The sequence below is a fragment of the Halorubrum sp. LN27 genome (assembly GCF_016635065.1).
GTDB lineage: Archaea > Halobacteriota > Halobacteria > Halobacteriales > Haloferacaceae > Halorubrum > Halorubrum salipaludis.
The window spans coordinates 3,160,125-3,178,063 of sequence record NZ_JAEPET010000001.1 but is presented as its reverse complement, the minus strand read 5'-3'; the positions used below and the strand labels follow the sequence as shown (position 1 = coordinate 3,178,063).

18 protein-coding genes are annotated in these 17,939 nt (G+C 71.3%); 6 read left to right on the top strand and 12 right to left on the bottom strand.

From position 1 onward, the window contains the following. Position 1: 1 nt before the first annotated feature. The 3 genes from JIN95_RS15730 to JIN95_RS15720 all read right to left on the bottom strand — a co-directional run bounded on the left by JIN95_RS15730 (position 2) and on the right by JIN95_RS15720 (position 2,813). Positions 2-988, bottom strand: coding sequence for an alpha-ketoacid dehydrogenase subunit beta (locus tag JIN95_RS15730; protein ID WP_095635572.1), 987 nt, complete (start codon positions 986-988; stop codon positions 2-4). Then, a complete protein-coding gene (gene pdhA, locus JIN95_RS15725; RefSeq protein WP_200532068.1) occupies positions 989-2,092 on the bottom strand; it encodes a pyruvate dehydrogenase (acetyl-transferring) E1 component subunit alpha in 1,104 nt (367 codons plus the stop codon). Positions 2,093-2,408: 316 nt separating this feature from the next. Further along, the gene (locus JIN95_RS15720) at positions 2,409-2,813 is read right to left on the bottom strand and encodes a hypothetical protein (protein WP_004048800.1); all 405 of its coding nucleotides are present in this window, start codon (positions 2,811-2,813) and stop codon (positions 2,409-2,411) included. Between the two features lie 119 nt (positions 2,814-2,932). Here JIN95_RS15720 and JIN95_RS15715 point away from each other — a divergent pair, with 119 nt between their 5' ends. Continuing rightward, complete coding sequence (locus JIN95_RS15715) at positions 2,933-4,804, top strand: histidine kinase N-terminal 7TM domain-containing protein (protein ID WP_200532067.1); 1,872 nt, start codon at positions 2,933-2,935, stop codon at positions 4,802-4,804. Between the two features lie 15 nt (positions 4,805-4,819). On the opposite strand, the gene JIN95_RS15710 is transcribed toward JIN95_RS15715, so the two are convergent. Together JIN95_RS15710 and JIN95_RS15705 are read right to left on the bottom strand one after the other, a co-directional pair. Next, positions 4,820-5,458: a DNA-binding protein gene (locus JIN95_RS15710; RefSeq protein WP_095635574.1), complete on the bottom strand. Its 639-nt coding sequence runs from the start codon at positions 5,456-5,458 to the stop codon at positions 4,820-4,822. 1 nt (position 5,459) lies between these two features. Next, positions 5,460-6,386, bottom strand: a complete 927-nt coding sequence (locus JIN95_RS15705) for a replication factor A (RefSeq protein ID WP_095635575.1) — start codon at positions 6,384-6,386, stop codon at positions 5,460-5,462. A gap of 788 nt (positions 6,387-7,174) precedes the next feature. Here JIN95_RS15705 and JIN95_RS15700 point away from each other — a divergent pair. The 4 genes from JIN95_RS15700 to JIN95_RS15685 all read left to right on the top strand — a co-directional run bounded on the left by JIN95_RS15700 (position 7,175) and on the right by JIN95_RS15685 (position 11,705). Further along, positions 7,175-7,477, top strand: a complete 303-nt coding sequence (locus JIN95_RS15700; protein ID WP_095635576.1) for a hypothetical protein — start codon at positions 7,175-7,177, stop codon at positions 7,475-7,477. Positions 7,478-7,570: 93 nt separating this feature from the next. Then, complete coding sequence (locus tag JIN95_RS15695) at positions 7,571-8,791, top strand: hypothetical protein (RefSeq protein WP_200532066.1); 1,221 nt, start codon at positions 7,571-7,573, stop codon at positions 8,789-8,791. Between the two features lie 107 nt (positions 8,792-8,898). After that, positions 8,899-10,848 (top strand): ABC transporter substrate-binding protein, encoded by a 1,950-nt coding sequence (locus JIN95_RS15690; protein WP_200532065.1) that lies wholly within the window; start codon positions 8,899-8,901, stop codon positions 10,846-10,848. Then, positions 10,845-11,705 (top strand): phosphatase PAP2 family protein, encoded by an 861-nt coding sequence (locus JIN95_RS15685; RefSeq protein WP_095635579.1) that lies wholly within the window; start codon positions 10,845-10,847, stop codon positions 11,703-11,705. The genes JIN95_RS15690 and JIN95_RS15685 overlap by 4 nt, the downstream gene beginning before the upstream one ends. Positions 11,706-11,732: 27 nt before the next feature. Here JIN95_RS15685 and JIN95_RS15680 read toward each other — a convergent pair whose 3' ends face one another. Further along, the gene (locus JIN95_RS15680) at positions 11,733-12,389 is read right to left on the bottom strand and encodes a DsbA family protein (protein WP_200532064.1); all 657 of its coding nucleotides are present in this window, start codon (positions 12,387-12,389) and stop codon (positions 11,733-11,735) included. A gap of 85 nt (positions 12,390-12,474) precedes the next feature. Here JIN95_RS15680 and thiD point away from each other — a divergent pair, with 85 nt between their 5' ends. Next, on the top strand, positions 12,475-13,332 hold the full coding sequence (gene thiD, locus JIN95_RS15675; RefSeq protein WP_200532063.1) for a bifunctional hydroxymethylpyrimidine kinase/phosphomethylpyrimidine kinase: 858 nt from the start codon (positions 12,475-12,477) through the stop codon (positions 13,330-13,332). 16 nt (positions 13,333-13,348) lie between these two features. On the opposite strand, the gene JIN95_RS15670 is transcribed toward thiD, so the two are convergent. From JIN95_RS15670 to JIN95_RS15645, 6 genes are read right to left on the bottom strand one after another with little or no spacing between them, the layout of a single operon-like run. Continuing rightward, positions 13,349-14,146 (bottom strand): ZIP family metal transporter, encoded by a 798-nt coding sequence (locus JIN95_RS15670; RefSeq protein ID WP_200532062.1) that lies wholly within the window; start codon positions 14,144-14,146, stop codon positions 13,349-13,351. Positions 14,147-14,191: 45 nt separating this feature from the next. Then, positions 14,192-14,350: a hypothetical protein gene (locus JIN95_RS15665; protein ID WP_158224017.1), complete on the bottom strand. Its 159-nt coding sequence runs from the start codon at positions 14,348-14,350 to the stop codon at positions 14,192-14,194. 8 nt (positions 14,351-14,358) lie between these two features. Next, entirely contained in the window at positions 14,359-14,907 is a 549-nt protein-coding gene (locus JIN95_RS15660; RefSeq protein WP_200532061.1) for a hypothetical protein, read from the bottom strand. Continuing rightward, complete coding sequence (locus tag JIN95_RS15655; protein WP_200532060.1) at positions 14,907-15,938, bottom strand: signal peptidase I; 1,032 nt, start codon at positions 15,936-15,938, stop codon at positions 14,907-14,909. Before JIN95_RS15655 ends, JIN95_RS15660 begins: the two co-directional genes overlap by 1 nt. Then, entirely contained in the window at positions 15,938-16,972 is a 1,035-nt protein-coding gene (locus JIN95_RS15650) for a hypothetical protein (protein ID WP_200532059.1), read from the bottom strand. The genes JIN95_RS15655 and JIN95_RS15650 overlap by 1 nt, the downstream gene beginning before the upstream one ends. Further along, positions 16,969-17,808: a hypothetical protein gene (locus JIN95_RS15645; protein WP_234699225.1), complete on the bottom strand. Its 840-nt coding sequence runs from the start codon at positions 17,806-17,808 to the stop codon at positions 16,969-16,971. Before JIN95_RS15645 ends, JIN95_RS15650 begins: the two co-directional genes overlap by 4 nt. Positions 17,809-17,939: the final 131 nt, after the last annotated feature.

The window sequence follows — 17,939 nt, the reverse complement described above, 5'->3', positions numbered from 1 at the left end:
GTCAGAACTCCACCGCCTCCCTGATACCCTCCTCGATCCGGGTCGCGGACGGGAGGTAATAGTCCTCTAAGGCGTACAGCGGGTAGGGCGCGTCGAAGCCGGTGACGCGCTTCACCGGCGCCTCCTGGTACAACAGCGCCTCCTCCTGGATGATCGCCGTGATCTCCCCGGCGAGCCCGCCGGTCTTCGGGGCCTCGTGGACGACGACGGCGCGCCCGGTGGCCTCGAACGCCTCGACGATCGCCTCGCGGTCGAGCGGCGAGACGGTGCGGAGGTCGACGACCTCGCACTCGATCCCCTCCTCGGCGAGCGTCTCGGCCGCCTCCAGCGTCGGGCGCGTCATGGCGCCGTAGGTGAACACCGCCACGTCGCCGCCCTCGCGGCGGGTGGCCGCCTCGCCGATGGGGACGGTGTACGGCTCCTCGGGCACCTCGTCGCGGAACGCCCGGTAGATGAGCTTCGGTTCGAGGAAGATCACCGGGTCGGGGTCGCGGATCGACGCCGCCAACAGCCCCTTCGCGTCGTACGGGGTGGAGGGAATGACGACCTTCAGCCCGGCCTCGTGGGCGTAAAACGCCTCCTTCGACTCGGAGTGGTGTTCGGGCGCCCGGATCCCGCCGCCGTAGGGGGCACGGAGGGTCATCGGGAGGTTGAACCGCCCCCGGCTTCGGGTCCGGAACCGGGCCATGTGGGAGACGATCTGGTCGAAGCCGGGGTACATGAACCCGGAGAACTGGATCTCGGGGACGGGCTTGAGGCCCATCGCGGCCATGCCGACCGCACAGCCGACGATCCCCGACTCCGCGAGCGGGGTGTCGACGACGCGGTCGCCGCCGAACTCGTCGAACAGCCCTTCGGTCGCGCGGAAGACGCCGCCGTTCTTCCCCACGTCCTGTCCCATCACGAGGACGTCGTCGTCCTCGCGCATCTCGGTGTACAATCCGTCTCGGACCGCCTGTACCACGGTGAGGTTCTGTGTCTCGCTCATTTACTCCTCCAGGAACGCCTCGTCGCCGTGCGCTTCGCGGAACGCCGCGAACTCCTCGTACTGCCGCTCCAGCTCCGGCGGGAGCTCCGCGTACGCGTGCTTGAACATCTCTTCCGGCTTCGGGCGCGCCTCCGACTCGGCCGCTTCGATGGCCTCCGCCACCCGGGTCTCGACGAGCGTCTCGATCTCGGCGACGCGCTCGTCGTCGAGGATGCCCTCCGATCGGAGGTACGCCTCCAGCCGGGGGATCGGGTCCTTCCGCTTCCACCGCTCGACCTCGTCGTCGTCGCGGTAGACGGTCGGGTCGTCGGCGGTCGTGTGCGCGCCGAACCGATACTGGACCGCCTCGATCAGCGTCGGCCGCGGGCGGTCCGCGTCGGGGTCGCGCGCCTTCTCGACGGCCGCCCGCGTGACGCTGTACACCGCCAGCGGGTCCATCCCGTCTACCTGGACGCCGTCGATCCCGTACGCCTCCGCCTTCTGGGCCAGCGTCGCGCTCCGGGTCTGCCGCTCGCGCGGCACGGAGATGGCCCACTGGTTGTTGTTACAGAAGAACACCGTCGGGGTGTCGAACACGCCCGCGAAGTTGACCCCCTCGTGGAAGTCGCCCTCGCTGGTCGCACCGTCGCCGAAGTAACAGAGGAACGCGTCGTTCTCGCCGCGGAGCTTCGACGCCCACGCCGCGCCGGTCGCGTGCGGGACCTGCGAGGCGATGGGGACCGCGACCGGGAACACGTTGACGTCCTCCGGCGTCGCGTTGCCCGCCTCGTGGCCCATCCAGTAGAGCAGGGTCTGTTTCAGGGGGAGCCCGCGGACCAGGGCGGCGCCGTGCTCGCGGTACGAGGGGACCATCCAGTCGCCCTCGTCGAGCGCGGTCGCGGAGCCGATCTGTGCGCCCTCCTGCCCGGACAGCGGCGGGTAGGTCCCCATTCGCCCCTGCCGCTGGAGGCTCACGGCGCGCCCGTCGAAGTGCCGCGCCAGCCGCATGTGCCGGTAGATCCCGACGAGCTCCTCGTCGTCGAGGTCGGGCACATCGCCGACGACCTCGCCGTCCTCGTCGAGTACACGGACCGGATCGTCGTACGCCCTGTCAAACACGCTCACGGTCGAGCCCACCTCTTCATACACGAACGGTTCGCCGCCCGGGTATTATGGTTTTCGTAAATAGTTTATTATAGTCAGAAATCGATGGGAGGCGTGAGAAACCGTCCATCAGAACCGGATAGAATCGGACGTTTTTGAACAAACAAGCCCACGACCGGCAATATTTTCGCCAATATCGGCGTTTCGCGGAACAGTACCGAACGATCGAGTAGGTTTCTCGGCGATCGGCGGCGCGGCTGGCGGGGAAAAGGGACTGCGGGAGGGGAGGGGAGGGAAAGGGAGAGGGAGAGAAAGGAGCGGAGCGACGCGCCGTCGACTATCCGAGTCGGAAGGAGGGTTCGTCGGGCTCGCCGTCGAGGTCCTCGAGCTGGATCACCTCTTCGTCGCCGTCCTCCAACTGCTCGCGGAGATAGTTGACGTAGCGTTTGTGCTCTTCGAGCTGCTCGCGGAGGTGATCGGCTTCGAGCTCCAGCCGCTCGTGTTCGCGGACGAAGCTTTTCGGGACCTCGATCTTCGGGGGGAACGACTCGCCGCTCTCACCCATGCTGTCGAGCTCCGCCTCCGGAACGACCCGGACCTGACCGTCGTGGGCAACGAGCGTATCCACGTAGTCCCGGAAGACCGCCGACAGCGAGATGTCTCGCTCCTCGGCGATGTCGCGGAGCGTCTCGAACGCGTCCTCGTTGACGCGGAACGAGATCGTCTTGTTCTTGTTGCCCATTATCGGACCGTTCGTTTCCCGGACCACTTAAGCGTTTGTCAGACGGTGCCGTACCGTCAGGGGTCGTACCGTACTGATCGCCGCGTTCGCGCCTCGTTGCGCCCGCGTACGGCCCCTTTATGTACGAGCGGAGCGCTGGTAGAGGCAAGTGTTCTGAAGTGAGCTGGCAGGCCACCGTCCTCGCGACACCGATGCTGTTCGCCGCGGTCGTCGCCTTCGCGCTCGCCGGGTACGCGGCGGCGACGTTCCGCGGCGGTCGACGCGACCCGACGGTGGCGCTCCTGTTCTGGATCGCGTTCGCCGCCGCGGGGTGGACGGGGCTGTCGGCGCTGAAGCTGTTACACGTCGACCCGGCGACGAAGCTGCTGTTCTACCGCGCGCTCCACGTTCCGGCGGCGGTGTTGCCGGCGCTGATGTTCCTGTTCATCGCGGCGTACACCGACCGAACGCGGTGGCTGTCCCTCCGGGCCGTCGCCGGTGTCCTGTTCGTCCCGGCCGTCTTCGTCGCCCTCGTCGTCACCGATCCGGGCGGCGCGGTCGTCGCGGGCGTACGGGTGATCGAAGGCGATCCGGTCGTGTTGCGGGTCGAGGACGGGCCGGGGTTCGCCCTCTTCATGCTGTACAGCCTCGGGTTCGTGTTCGCGGGGCTCGGGACCGCGGTGTGGGAGGTGCGCCGGGTCGGCCGGCCGTACTACCCGCAGGTGGCGCTCATCAGCGTGGCGCTCCTGGCCCCGCTCGTCGCGGCGGCGGGGACGGCCGCCGAGGTCCCGCCGTTCGTGGACGACCGGATGAACCTCGTCCCGACCGCGGGCGCGGTCTCGACCGTCGCGATCGCCGCGCTGCTCGGCCGGTACCGGCTCTTCGACCTGCCGCCGCTGGCGTACGTGACCGCGATGAAGTACTCGCCGGACCCCCTCCTCGTCCTCGACGACGACGGGGCGATCGTCCACGCGAACGAGCGCGGCGGGGCGTTCCTCGACCGCCTCGGCGCGTCGCCCGGGAGCGACGTGCGGCTGTCGGCGCTGCTCGACGGGTTCTCGCTCGACGACGCCGCGCGGATCGAGACGCAGTCCGGCGACGACTCGACCGACGCGGGGGAAAGCGGCGGCCGGAACGGCACGGGAGGGAGCTGTGACCCCCTCGCGGTGCCCGGGCCCGAGGGAGAGCCGGCGTACTACCGCCCGTTCGTCGAGCCGCTCGTCAGGGGCGGCCGCCGCGCCGGCTGGGTGGTCGTCCTCCGGGACGAGACCGTCCAAGAGCGGCGCCGTCGCGAGCTCGAACGGCAGAACGAGCGGATGGAGGCGTTTTCCGCGACCGTCTCGCACGACCTCCGGAACCCCCTCGGCGTCGCGCAGGGCTACCTCGAGCTGGCCGAGACGGGGGACGGGCCGCCGGACGCGCTCGAGAAGGTTCGAGGGGCTCACGACCGGATGGAGACGATCATCACGCAGCTGCTGTTGCTCGCGCGAGAGGGGCGACCGATCGGCGACCTGCAGTCTATCGACCTGGGCGCGCTGGCCCGGACGGCGTGGTCGCACGTGGAGACGGGCGACGCGACGCTGACGGTGACCGTCGAGGGAGCGATCCGGGCCGATCCGGGGACGCTCCAGCACGTCTTCGAGAACCTGTTCCGCAACGCGATCGAGCACGGCGGCGACGAGGTGAGCGCGGTCGCGGTGAGCCCGATCGACGGCGGGTTCGCCGTCAGCGACGACGGCGTGGGGGTAGACGTGAGCGAGGCGGAAGCGCTCGACGGCGACGGCGACGGGTCCGACGGTGACGAATCGGGGCGCGACGGCACCGGAATCGGACTGACGATCGTCCGCACGGTCGTCGAGGCCCACGGCTGGGCGTTCCGGATGACGAACGGCCCCGACGGCGGCGCGCGCGCCGAGATAACTGGCGTCGAGGCCGTCGGCGGCGGAGCCGACGCTGGGGACGAAACCGGCTCGGACGGCTCGGAAAAATCGGCCGCGGGAGACCGTCGCTGACCGGGACGGATTCGCTCAGATTCCGGCGGGGGAGTCGGTCGGCGAGTCCGCCGGGTCGGCGGCGAGCTCGTCGCCGTCGCCCTCGTCGAGGTCCTCGAGGGCCGACAGCGCGGCGTCCTTGTACGTCTCGGGGTCGAGGTCGTACTCCTCGCGGGCCATCCGCGCGTACTCGTTGCCCTCGTCGTCGAACGCGGCGACGCGTTCGATCGTTCGCGTGGCCGTCTCGGCGACCCAGCGGTCGCGGGTGACGGCGTCGACCTCGGTGATCGACTCGGGGCGGACGGAGACCCGGACGGTGCCGTCGTCGGTCTCGTACGTCCGGGGCTTCCCCACGACTGCGACGTAAGCGGGCGGCTCCAGGTCGCGGAGCTTGGAGGCGGCCTCGGGCTGGTACTGGCCGGCGTACACGAAGAACGTGCCCGTCGGGTCGACGATGCGGCCGCGCCAGTACTCGGCGTCCTCGCCGACGTCCTCCTTCTCCGTGAGGGTGCCGACGAAGAACACGCGGTTCGAGGACTCGCCCGTCGGTAACAGCGCGTAGACGGGGGCGCGCTCGTCGTCGGACTCGGTGAACGTGTAGCCGGCGTCGTTGAACTCGCTCGCGAACACGCGCCGGGCGACCTCTCGGCTGGGGGTAGACTGGTTCTGACTCATCTCAGATCGACCTCGCTTCGATCAGCGCGCTTTCAACGTCGACGTCGCCGGGACGCTCCATCTCGTCGACCAGGACGTACCGGCCGAAGGTGGGACCGGTGACGCGGTAGTACCGCCCGAGCACGTCGTCGCCCATCTCCTCGGCGACGACGGTGGTGTCGAGCGCGTCCATCGCCATGTCCTTGGCCTCCTCTAGGCCCATCCCGGTGAGCTCCTCGGTGGCCTCGCGGTCGAAGATGACCTCGGTGACGGTCTCGCCGTCGTCGAGGACGCCCTTGATCCGGAGGTCGAACTCGCCCTCGACCTGCCCGTGCTCCGAACAGCGCCCGTTCTGGAGGACGCGCGTGCAGTCGTCCTCGGGGCAGCGCTTGATGAGCCCGGAGCCGGACTGGATATCCACGAGGGCTCCCTCGACGGTGTCGGCGTTGTCGCCGACCTCGATCTCCTCGTCGATCTCGGTGATCTGCGTCGTCCGGTTGAGCTTCACCGAGTAGCTCCCCTCGTACTCGTCGGTGACGACGTTCGAGAGCTCGTACGCCTGCCCCTCCGTCAGTTCGGGGAGGTCGGAGGTCTCGAAGGCGACGAACTTGATCGTGCCCGACTCGTCGCCTAAGAGCCCGACCTGCGAGATCGAGTCGCTGCGGGGCTCCCAGAGGTCGACCAGTTCCACGCGCAGGTCGACCCACTGTTCGTCCTCGTCGATCTCGTTGACCAGGACGGACTCGCTGCCGCCGCGGCCGAGCTCGTCGCGCTCCATCCCGGCGTCTTCGAGGTAGCTGTTGGTGACGCTCCGGCGCGCCTCGTCGAGGGGGACGCGGTACTCGTTGACGAGGTTCTCCAGTCGCTCCTCGACCTCGTCGGCGCCGACGTCTAGGTGGTCCGAGAACTGTTCCGCTATCGCTTCCGCTTCCTGTCGCAGTTCGCTCATGGGGTGTCTCCGCCTCCGGTCGTGTTTCAATGGGAGGCGTACGACGGTTGGTTCCTCACGGTATTAAAAATCCCGCAACCGCGGTGAAAGTGAACGAAACGGCGCGTATGACCCCTCGTACCGCGGTATCTCCGATTCGCGCCGATCGCCGGACGCTGACCGATCGCCCCGGCGTCTGACGCGCGTCAGCCACGCGCGGGCGCCGTTTCAAGTGGAACGGTACCACGTGAAGTGCTCTCACGAAACGGCGTGGGTTTTGGCGCAACGGTCGCTTATAAATAGACGCGCGGTGGCGTGCGCCTGCGAGCGCCCTTATAAGGGCGCGAGCAGCCCGCACGAGGGAGTCGCTGGCGCCTTATAAGGCGCCAGCGACGAGGCTGGGGAGGTACGAGGTGCGGTTGCCGTGCGGTCGGGTGGGACTCAAAGGGGCAGCCGCGAGGCGGGCGCAGGTGACGCAAGGACCGCAGGGAACGAGCGGAGCGAGTGACCGAGGACCGCAGCGAACGTGCGCCCGCCTCGCGGCTGGGGCTTTGGAGGAGTTCGTGTCGATCGGCCGTTTATGAACAACGAGACCAACGTACAGCCGAGCGACTGGGGCTTTGGGGGAGATCGCGTCGATCGGCCGTTTATGAACAACGAGACCAACGTACAGCCGAGCGGCTGGGGCTTTGGCGGCGTTCACCGCGCTGGCAACCACTTATAAACGTCTCACGCCGGGTCCGCCATTCCGGGCCCGATCATCTCCCCATCGCCAACGGACCTATATCCGACGCGCCGGTACGGCCTGCATGGACGACCGACTCGAACGCGTCATCCGCCAACAGCTCCGCAAGGCGGGCAAGCAGTTCGAGGAGGCCAAGCGGGCGTACGCCGAGGCGAAGGACGATCCCGCGGGCGACGGCGCGGGGGCGGCGCGGTACGACCTCCCGACCGACGACGAGGGGCGCGCCCGGATCGTCTGTCGCCGGCACGCCGAGCGCCGGGCCGTCGCCGTCGACGGCGAGGGACGACCGTCGTGTTTCGAGTCCGGGCACCCCGACTGCGAGGGGTGCGCGGAGGACGTGCGGGAGGGGTTCGTCGAGACCTGGTGAGCGGGGAGCCGGGGACCGGATGAACCCCAGAAGACGCGACGGACCCCGGGATCCACCCAAAGGCGTTTCTCTCCCGGCGTCTTCAGCCCACCCATGAAACGGACGGCGGTCGTCGTCGCGCTCCTCGTCGCGGTCGGCGTCGGGCTCGCGGCCTCCGGCTTCTTCGCCGGGGCGGGCGACGAGGCGCCGCCGCCGACCGTCGAGGAGCCGGCGCCCTCGGGGGTCGAGGAGGCGTCGCTCGTCGAGGTCGCGGGCGAGTACCGGCTCTGGCCGTACACGAGCCGGAGCACCGATCCGGCGGGCCGGACGCTCGCGATCAACGTCCTCTTCCACGCCGACGCGGAGACGACGCGCGCGGCGATCGAGGGGCGGTCCGGGGCGGACTGGGAGGAGACCGAGGAGGCGGAGGCGGCGGCGACGACCGCCAGCGACGCCGAGCAGGTGGGGGCGATCGTCGAGCGCGACTGGGCGGACGCGCACAGCTCCGACCGCTACAGCTACGTGGAGGGGCCGGACGGCGGCGTCTGGCTGGAGGAGACGTTCGAGCTCCACGACGGCGCGTACCTCGGCGTGCGCGACCACCTCCGCGCGTACGAGTCGCCGGACGGCGCCTACACCGCGGTGCAGGCCCACGAGGAGTACTACGACTGGTTCCGGCTCCGCCACACGGTGCCGGGCATCGACGCCCCCGCCGTCAGGCTGGAAGACGAGTTCATCCGCGGCGGGGTCGACGCCGAGGTCAGCCGCGAGTACCGCGGCATCGAGGGCGGGTGGAGCGACGGCTGGGTCTCGGTGATCGAGCTGGCGGCGCTGGCGACGCTGTCCGGCGCGCTGCTCCGGCGCCGGACCCGGGCCGCGGCGGTCGAGCTCGCGGGTCGGGCCCGGCGGGAGGCGGGGCGACACGCGGACGCCGCGCTGCTCGGCGCCGCGCTCGCGGCCGTCATCGTCGGCGTCCGGGTCGCTGGCGTCGCGCTGGAGACCGCGTATCCGGGGGTTGGTCCGAAGCTCATCGCCGCCCCGCTGTACCTCGCCATCGCGGTCGGGATCCCGGGGCTGGTCGTCGCGCGGGCCCCCGATTCGGAGCCGAGCGCGGCGCTGCTCGGGGTCGTTGTCGGGCTGGGCGCGGGGTTCGTGATCGACTTCGCCGCGCTCGGCGTGGCGGTGCCGCCCGACCTCCTCGTCCACCGGGTCGCCCTCCTCGCCGCGATCGGCGTCGTCGCGCTGGGACGGGCCGCCGGCGACCGCCCGGTGCTCGCGGCGGGGCTGGCCGCGTGGGCGGTCGGGCTGGCGCTCCCGCTCGCAGACGTGATCTGAGCGGCTCGCGGGGGTGAGTCGACCGAATTAACGGAGATACGGGAGTTCGATCCGACGGCGACACCACAGAAGAGATATACGCGAGGGGCGAAAGAGTCGACGAACGCATGACGCGGCAGATCAGCCGGCGGGAGACGCTCGCGGGGGTCGGAGTCGCGGCCCTGAGCGCCGGCTGTCTCGGCCGCACGCGGAACATCGCGGGCCGCGACCGGTCCTCGCAGCTGACCCTGGAGATCAACGCCCCGCCCGCCGACAGGGACCCCAACGCGATCCGGATCGCGAGACACCTCGCTGAGAACCTGAACGCGGTCGGGATCGACGCCCGGATCAACACCCTCGGGCACACCGACCTCCGGCGGAAGGTGCTCATCAACCACAACTTCGACGTGTACGTCGGGCAGTTCCGGGAGGCGGAGCCGTTCGACCCGGACGCGATGTACGCGTTCACCCACTCGCGGTTCGTCGCCGAGGCGGGGTGGCAGAACCCGTTCGGGTTCACCGACATCAACGGCGTCGACGACCTGCTCGCGAGCCAGCGCCGCGCCGAGGGCGACGAGCGACGCGAGGCGGCCGCGGACCTCCAGCGGGCCCTCGCCGAGCTGCAGCCGTTCACCGTCGTGGCGTTCCCCGACCCGCTCACGGCGGTCCGCGAGGACCGCTTCGAGAACTGGACGAACCGCCAGCCGCTGTCGGTCGGCGGGCTGCTGGGCTTGGAGCGCGTCGGCGCGGCGGGCGGCGACGCGGACGGGAGCGAGACCGGGAACGAAACCGCCGACGGCGACGCCAACGAGACGATCGACGGCAACGAGACCGACGAGGACCTGATCGACGACAACCCGCTCACGGACGATGAGACGGACGACGGCGACACCCTCCGGCTCGTGACGACCGACGAGCGCATCACGCAGAACTGGAACCCGATCGCCGCCGAGTACCGGCGCTACGGCACGTTCACCTCCCTGCTGTACGACCGGCTCGCGCTGGTCGACGGCGGGGAGGCGATCCCCTGGCTCGCCGCCGACTGGGAGCGGACCGGCGACGCGGGGATCGAGGTCTCGCTGCGGGACGCCGACTGGCACGACGGGGAGCCCGTGACCGCCGAAGACGTCGCGTTCACCTACGAGTTCCTCCGGGACACCGCGATGGGGGGCACCGAGTCGCCGGTGCCGACGCCGACGTTCCGCGGTCGGGTCTCCGCCGTCGAGGCGGCGACCGCCGTCGACGACCGGACGGTCCGGCTGACGCTCGACGGCGTCAACGACGCGGTCGGCGTGCGCGCGCTCCAGGTCCCGATCCTGCCGAAGCACGTCTGGGAGGAGCGGACCGACGTGGCGACGATCGCCGGCATCGAGTTCGACGCGGAGACGACCGAGGCCGTGGTGACGAACAACGAGGACCCGGTCGGGAGCGGCCCGGTGCGCTTCGCCGAGGCGACCCCGGAGGAGTCGGTCGCCTTCGAGCGCAACCCGGACCACTTCCTCGTGCGCGACGCGGGCGGCGGATCGACCGACGGCGCGGACGCCGACGAGACGGACCCGCTGGCGGGGATCCCCGAGCGGTTCCGCGGGAAGCCGGCGTTCGGCCGGCTGGAGATCGAGGTGATGGGCTCGGACATCGCCGCGGTGCAGGCGGTCGGCGACGGGCTCGCGGACGCGACCGTCTCGAACCTCGGCCCCGACTCAGTCCCGCGGATCGGGCGGGAGGCCGACGCGCGGCTCGTGACGGGGGAGTCCGGCGGGTTCTACCACGTCGGGTACAACGCCCGGCGGGCGCCGCTGTCGAACCCGCGGTTCCGTGGGGTCCTCGCGTCGCTGATCGACAAGCGGACCCTCGTCGACGTCGCGTTCGACGGGTACGCCGAGCCCGCCGCCTCGCCGCTCGCCGCCACCCCGGAGTGGGTGCCGTCGGACCTCCGGTGGGGGGACCGGGAAGCGGACCCCACCCACCCGTTCGTCGGCGAGTCCGGATCGCTGGACGCCGAGACGGCCCGCGAGCGGCTCCGCGAGGCCGGGTACCGATTCGACGACGAGGGGCGGCTGCTCGCGCCGAGCACATGAGCCAGCTCCTGTCGGTCGCGGGGTCGCTCGCGCTGTGGGTGGGTTCCGCCCTCCTCGTCGCGGGCGTCGCCATCATCGGCCCGCGGCGGCTGTACGCGCTCTGGAACGACCTGCGCGAGCGACTGTGGGAGATCCGGCGGCCCCTCGCGGCGCTGGTGGTGGTGCTGCTGGCGAGCGCGATCGGTCGGAGCTCGCTCCAGACGGTCTCCGAGCTGTTCGGGCTCCAGCTGACGTGGGCCATCTACGCGCTGGAGGGGAACTTCGTCGCGTGGGTGCAGGCGACGTTCGCCTCGCCGCGGCTGACGATGTACTTCTCCGCGATATACGTGTACGGGTACGTGTTCCTCCTCTCGTTCCCGTTCTTCGCGTACCTCGCCCTGCCGCGGACGACGACGGTGAAACGGCTGATCGTCGCGTACGCGCTCAACTACGCGATCGGCCTCGTGATCTACACGATCGTGTTCGCGCACGGCCCGCGCAACGTCATGCCCGAAATGGTCACGTCGCTGCTTTTCACCCACAACCCGGCGTTCATGGCGCTGACCGGGGAGGTGAACGAGCCCGCGAACGTCTTCCCCTCGCTGCACACGTCGCTGTCGGTGACCGTCGGGACGTTCGCGGTCCTGACCCGCCGCGAGTACCCGCTGTGGACGCCGATCGCCGCGTGGCTCGCGATCAGCGTGGTGATCGCGACGATGTACCTCGGGATCCACTGGCTCACGGACGTGATCGGCGGGACCGCGCTCGCGCTCGGCGCGGTGTACCTGTCGTATCGGCTCGTCGACGAGGAGGGGGAGGGCGACGGGTCCGGTGTCGTCGGCGACGGGGGCGACGGCGACCGAGACGCCGAGAAATGAGGCGCGTCGCGGTCGAAACCGGCGGTATTACCCTTCGACGAGCCGCTGGATCTGTTCCGGCGGCACCGCGCCGCGCGCGGCGTGGCCGTCGTACGCGAACGTCGGGACGCCGGTGACCCCGCGCTCGCTCGCCGCGGTGAACAGGTCGGTGACGCGGTCGCGGAGGTCGTCGTCGTCGAGCGCCTCGTCGACGACCGCGGGGTCGATCCCGTCCACGTCCTCCGCGATGTCGGCGAGCACGTCGCGGTCGCCGATGTCGCGGCCGTCCTGCCACAGCGCCGCGAAGACGGCCTCGTCGAACGCGAGCCACGCGTCGGGCGCGGTCTCTCGCACGTGCACCGAGACGATCTGCGCCGGGAGCGAGTCCACGTCGGTCCGGAGCTCCTGTGCCATGTCGGCGTCGTACTCCTCCTGGAGCCGCCGGACGTTCTCGCGCGCCTGCTCGTAGTAGGCCTCGTCTTTCCCGTCGTCCGCGTCGTGGTCGATCTCGCCGTCCGGACCGCGCTTGCCCGCCCGGAGGTCGAAGGGGTGCCAGTCGATCTCGAGCGGCTCATCGCGCGTCTCCTGATACCGCGCGAGCGACTGCCGGCCGAGGTAGCAGAACGGACAGACGTAGTCGGAGTAGATCGTGATCGACTCGGACTGGTCGGCGTCCGGTTCGTCCGCGGCGTCGGTGTTCGACATACCGCCGATTCGGCCGCGAGGGGCAAAGGCCGTTCGGCGGCGGCGATCGCCACGGTTTAAGATAACCGAGTGGTACCATTTAGATATGGCATCCGCGCGAGACCCCGTGTCACCGCCCGTCGCGCTCGCGATCGCCGGCAGCGACGCCGGCGGCGGGGCGGGGATACAGGCCGACCTGAAGGCGATGACCGCGCACGGCGTCTTCGGCACCTCGGTCGCAACGGCGACGACCGCCCAGAACACCCGGGGCGTCCGCGACGTGCACGCGGTGCCCCCGGCGCACGTCGCGAGCCAGTGCGACGCCGTCTTCGACGACTTCGACGTGGGGGCGGTCAAGACCGGCATGCTCGCCACGGCCGAGACGGTCGAGACGGTGACGGGGCTGCTCGCGGCGGTCGACGCCCCGGTCGTCGTCGACCCGGTGATGGTCGCGGCCAGCGGCGACCGCCTGCTGTCGCCCGAGGCGGAGGCGGCGTACGACGGCCTGATCGAGGCGGCGACGCTCGTCACGCCCAACGCCGACGAGGCAGCGGTGCTGGTCGACGGCCCCGTCGAGACGCCGGCCGACGCCGAGCGCGCGGGCCGGGAGCTGGTCGCCGCGGGCGCCGACGCCGCGCTCGTGAAAGGGGGGCACATCGGCGACGGCGAGACAGTGACCGACACGCTGGTGGTCGAGAGCGAAGGGGGAGGCGACGGCGGATCGGACGGCTCCGGTTCGGCGACCGCCCTCCGTTTCGAGAACCCCCGCGTCGCGACCGACGCGACCCACGGCTCCGGCTGCGCGCTGTCAAGCGCGATCGCCGCGCGGCTGGCGCGCGGCGAGCCCCTCCGCGAGGCGGTCGCCGCCGCGGTCGACGGGATGGGGCCCGCGATCCGGCGCGGCTACGACGTGGGCGAGGGACCCGGCGCGGTGAACCCGACCGCGCTCGACGGGGGCGCGTAACGACTCCGGTTCCGATCTACACGAAGTTGAGCGGGACCATCAGCAGCGCGCCGAGCGCGATCCCGCCGGCGAGCACGGGCTTCCCGCCGCGAGGGAGGTCCCGTCCGGTGTCGAGCGCCTCGGGGACGAACTCGGAGAGCACGAGGTAGATCATCGCGCCCGCCGCGAAGCCGAAGCCGTACGGGAGGAACTCGCGGGCGTAGCGGACGAACGCGAACGCGGCGACCGCGCCGATCGGCTGCGGGAGGCTGGAGAACACCGCCCACCACACCATCTTCCACTTCGAGACGCCCATCGCCCGCAGGGGGATGGAGATCGCGGTCCCCTCGGGGATGTTGTGGATTGAGATCGCGACCGTCATGAACACCGCTAGGAGCGGCACCGTGAACCCGAGCAGCTGGGTCCCGCCCTCCAGTCCGAGGTCCGCGAAGGAGACGCCGACCGCGATCCCCTCCGGGAAGCTGTGGACCGTCAGCACGCCGAGGATCAGGACGAGCTTCTTGAAGTCGGCCTCCTCGTACTCCTTCGGGTCGATCTCGGCGTCCATCAGCACGTCGTGCGCGAGGACGACGAGAACCACGCCGGCGGCCATGCCGATCGCGATCTCCGCGGGCGTCCCCTCGGCGAGCCCCTCGTCGACGAGCCCGAACAGCGACGCCGCCAGCATGATCCCGGAGGCGAACCCCCACAGCGCCACGTTGCCGCGGTCGCTGATCGTCTCGAAGAAGAAGAAGGGGAGCGCGCCGACACCCGTCGCCAGCGCCGTGATCAGCCCCGCGACGAAGACGAACGCGAACGCGTCGAGCGCGACCATACGGTCTGCGGTTCGGCCGGCCGGCACTAAACAATCGCGGACGCGCTACGCGATCCCGCGGGCGGTTCCGACGAGCAGGGCGAACAGGAGCAGCACGGCCAGCGACAGCAACACCGCGAGCTTGGCTCCGAGCCGACAGGGGCGATCGGACGGCTCCGTGACGCGCTTCTCCGCCGGCCCTCGCGGCCTGATCGAGGAGGTCACGTCGCCTCTCACCCGCGGATCGCGGCGGCGGCGACGGACCGACGGACGTCGGCACCCGGCGCCTCGGAGTCGCTATCACCGAGCGACGGCGCGCCTCCGGCGGTCGCGTTTCCCGCGTGGACCGGCTCGTTCGGTCCCGGAGCGCCCGCGGCAGACGCGTTCCCAGTCGGTGTAGACGCGTTCCCGGACGGTTCCGACGCGTTCCCGGACGGTTCCGACGCGTTCTCGCTCGGGGGCGAACCGCTCTCGGGCGGGACCGACTCGTTTTGCGGCGCCGGCGACGAGACGTTCCCCGGTGGCGACGAGCCGTTCCCGGGCGGTTCGGCGTCGCTTGTCCCGTTCGCGATCGGCGCGGTCGCGGCGGCCGGGCCGTCGCTCGGCGGGGGCTCGGGTGCGACGAGGTCGTCGGTCGGAGTGAGTTCCTCGGCGGCCTCGAACGCCACCGTCACGTTGCCGCTCGACGTGAGCACGGCGACGGTGAGCCCCCCGCCGAACGCGACGCCCCACACCAACACGGCGAGGGCGACGGCGCCGACGACCCCGCGGTTCACGGCCATCAGTCCACCTCCCCGCCGCCGTCCGGCTGCGCCGGCGGCGTCCCGGGTGCCTCGGCGACCACGGCCGGCGGATGGTCGGGGGGCGACTCGGGCTCCTCGACCGGAGCCGAGGGCTCCCGACCCGTCTCGTCTGTACCGTCGCAGTCGTCCGGTTCCGGAGGCGATCCGCCGCGATCGGAGACGCCGCGGTCGAGGACGCCGCGGTCGAGGACGCCGCTGGCCGGGACCCACGCCGCGAGGGCGCCGAGCAGAAGCGTCGATGCCCCCACCGCGACCGCGACCGCGACGGCGGTGCGGAGCTGGAACGCGACGACGACGGCGTAGGGGGCGAACGCCGCGAGCACCGCGGCCGCCCCGCCGACCGCGTCGACGGAGACACCGCCGGAGTCGGCCCCGCCGGACGCGACGGCTCCGTCGGCGGGAACGCGGTCGGCGGGCGGAGCATCGGTCGCTGGGGGCTCCGCGGCGGGCGGAGCATCGGTCGCCGAGGGCGGCGAGGCCGGGGACTCCGAGCCGTCGCGGCCGCGGACGATCGACCAGACCTCCGTGACCGCGAGCAGGCCGAACGGGAGCAGCACCAGCGCCGCGAAGCCGGCCCGCGTGCCGGCGAACTGAACCACGTATCCGATGTACGGGATCGTGAGCGTCACCGCGCCGACGAGGTTCGCCGCGGGCACGAGCCCGGGATCCGGCCCCTCGTTGGCGTCGCCCTGCGTCTCGAAGGCGAGGGAATCGCCCTCGTCGACGACGCCGATCACCCGGTGGGTCACCGGCACGTCGCTCGTGCCGCGAGCGAACGTGATCACGTCGCCCTCGGCGATCGACGCCGGGTCGCGCTCGGCCACGATCACCACGTCGCCCGGCGCGATCGCGGGGGTCATGCTCGGCGTGAGCACGACGAAGCTCTCGTCCGCGCCGACGAGCTCCGGGGCCGCGAACACCGCGAACGGCGCGACGAGCGCGATCAGCAGGACGATGCCCAGTACGTTCGCCGCGCGTTTCGTCCGCCGTGATGTGAGTGGGTTTGTCATCAGTTCTCCTCCGAGCCGCAGACCGGCTCGCCGTCCGTGGTCGTCACCGCGACGACCTCGAAGGCGCCGTAGACGTCGCCGGGGGCGAGCGCGACCGAACAGCTGGTGTGGATCCTGACGCCGTCGGTGGCGTCGCTCGGATCCCCGTCGATCGCGGCGTCGACGTAGACGTTCGGGCCGAGCCAGTTCGGGTCGCCGTTCGTCGGCGAGTCGCTCCCCTCGAGGACGAACGTCTCGTTCGGCCCGACCTCGCCGGCGAAGATCACGGTCCCGCCGGTTCCCTTCCCGCCGGCGCCGCCCCCGACGGCCGCCGCGGCCACGGATGCCTCCTCGTCGCCGAGGTACCGCAGCGTGAGCGAACCGATCGTGACGCCGTTCTCGTCCTCGCAGGGGACACACTCTGGGCCCTCACAGGCCCGTCCGGCGAAGGGGTTCGACCCCGCCGCGTCGGCCTCGGAGACGTGGCGACACTGCTCGGCGTGCAGCCGGAACGTCAGATCGGTCGCCGCCCCGGCGACCCCGTCCGGCGCGTCGACCGGGAGGCGCCAGAACACCTCGACCGTCACCGCGCCGGTGGGATCGAGACACCCCTCCGCGAGACGACCGCCGGCGACGTGGTCGCGAGCGGCGTCGGCGAGGGGACGGTAGCCGCCCGTCACCGACTCCCCGTCGACGACGAGTTCGACTTCGAGGGCGTTCGCGAGGGCGTCGTCGACGGCCGGACAGTCCGTCGCGAGCCAGACCCGGACGGGGTTCGCGCGCACGCCCACGTCGAACGCCTCGCGGCCCGACTCCCCGCGGTCGATCCCGGAGACGCCGAGGGAGACGGTCCCGCCGGCCGGCGCTCCGTCGACCGTCAGTTCCACCTCGCCGGCGCCGAAACCGTTGCTCGCGAACGTCTCGCGGTCCGTGAGGTACGCCCCCGTTCCGAGGCCGCTCGCCGTTCCCACGGCGCCGACGCCGCCGATACCGGCGAGCAGGCGGCGTCGGCTCAGTCCGCTCGGCCGGCCCGTCTCGCTCGGGTCGCGGGTCATCGGCCGCCTCCGGTGTGGGTGTCGTCGGCGCCGGTCCCGTCGGTACCGGTTCCGTCGGCGCCGGTCCCGTCCCCGTCGACGGCCTCGAACTCGAAGGGGTTCCCCTCGGACCCGCAGTCGTCCGCGGCGAACGCCACGTCGAAGTCGACCGATCCCCCCTGTCCGGCGTTGCCGCCCGCGGCGTCGAAGGCCCACGAGAACACCAGACACCGGCGCTCGGCGGCCGTGAGACAGCCGTTGTCGAAGAGGCCGGGGTTGAGCTCGACGCCGGACGCGAGCGCAGAGCCGTCGAACGAGGCGAGCGTCCCGGACGCGATCGACTCGCCGTAGCCGGCGAAGTCGCCCTCGGCGCCGGCGCAGCCCCCGATTCCGAGCAGCCCGGTGTCGTACCGAACGTCGAGGGTGATGCGCTCCGCGAGCGCGGCGCTCGCGGCGTCTCCGTCGTCGAAGTCCGGGACGAGACGGAGCCACACCCGGACGCCGTCCGGGGCCGTGTTCGCGGGGTCGTCGAGCCGGAGCCCGACGCTCGCGGTCCCGCTGTCCCCCGGGAGCGCGTTGGCGACGTCGACGATGCGGATCCCGGCCGCCTCGACGTCGTCCTCCGAATCGGTCGGGCTCGATCCGACGACGACCCCGTTTTCGGTGCGCCGCCACCCGACGAGCAGGTTCCACGGGGTGTCCGACTGCGCGAGCGTGTAGTCGGAGTATTCGCCCCAGCTGTCGGTTCCCGTCGGTCGTCCGGAGGCGGCCCCGAGGGTCGCGAAGCCGAGGGCTCCGGCGCCCGCGAGCGCCTCCCGCCGCGTGAGTGTCGATTCTGTCGGTCCTTTGCGTGTCATGTGCGTCTTCGCGGCTCCGAACGGCCGTGTCGTCGATGTGCTTCCCACGTCGTCTCGGCCCGTATGTATGGGCGCCCTACCCGGCCGGTTCGCCGAGCGTACCCCGCGGTTCGGTGTCCCTACTCGAGCGT

Bases quoted from the DNA above. Each gene is read 5' to 3' on its own strand.
- JIN95_RS15705 (WP_095635575.1), bottom strand. From the start codon at position 6,386: ATGAGCGAACTGCGACAGGAAGCGGAAGCGATAGCGGAACAGTTCTCG.
- JIN95_RS15655 (WP_200532060.1), bottom strand. From the start codon at position 15,938: ATGACAAACCCACTCACATCACGGCGGACGAAACGCGCGGCGAACGTA.
- thiD (WP_200532063.1), top strand. From the start codon at position 12,475: ATGGCATCCGCGCGAGACCCCGTGTCACCGCCCGTCGCGCTCGCGATC.
- JIN95_RS15695 (WP_200532066.1), top strand. From the start codon at position 7,571: ATGAAACGGACGGCGGTCGTCGTCGCGCTCCTCGTCGCGGTCGGCGTC.
- JIN95_RS15650 (WP_200532059.1), bottom strand. From the start codon at position 16,972: ATGACCCGCGACCCGAGCGAGACGGGCCGGCCGAGCGGACTGAGCCGA.
- JIN95_RS15720 (WP_004048800.1), bottom strand. From the start codon at position 2,813: ATGGGCAACAAGAACAAGACGATCTCGTTCCGCGTCAACGAGGACGCG.
- JIN95_RS15690 (WP_200532065.1), top strand. From the start codon at position 8,899: ATGACGCGGCAGATCAGCCGGCGGGAGACGCTCGCGGGGGTCGGAGTC.
- JIN95_RS15730 (WP_095635572.1), bottom strand. From the start codon at position 988: ATGAGCGAGACACAGAACCTCACCGTGGTACAGGCGGTCCGAGACGGA.
- JIN95_RS15660 (WP_200532061.1), bottom strand. From the start codon at position 14,907: ATGGCCGTGAACCGCGGGGTCGTCGGCGCCGTCGCCCTCGCCGTGTTG.
- JIN95_RS15645 (WP_234699225.1), bottom strand. From the start codon at position 17,808: ATGACACGCAAAGGACCGACAGAATCGACACTCACGCGGCGGGAGGCG.
- JIN95_RS15680 (WP_200532064.1), bottom strand. From the start codon at position 12,389: ATGTCGAACACCGACGCCGCGGACGAACCGGACGCCGACCAGTCCGAG.
- JIN95_RS15710 (WP_095635574.1), bottom strand. From the start codon at position 5,458: ATGAGTCAGAACCAGTCTACCCCCAGCCGAGAGGTCGCCCGGCGCGTG.
- JIN95_RS15700 (WP_095635576.1), top strand. From the start codon at position 7,175: ATGGACGACCGACTCGAACGCGTCATCCGCCAACAGCTCCGCAAGGCG.
- JIN95_RS15685 (WP_095635579.1), top strand. From the start codon at position 10,845: ATGAGCCAGCTCCTGTCGGTCGCGGGGTCGCTCGCGCTGTGGGTGGGT.
- JIN95_RS15715 (WP_200532067.1), top strand. From the start codon at position 2,933: ATGTACGAGCGGAGCGCTGGTAGAGGCAAGTGTTCTGAAGTGAGCTGG.
- JIN95_RS15670 (WP_200532062.1), bottom strand. From the start codon at position 14,146: ATGGTCGCGCTCGACGCGTTCGCGTTCGTCTTCGTCGCGGGGCTGATC.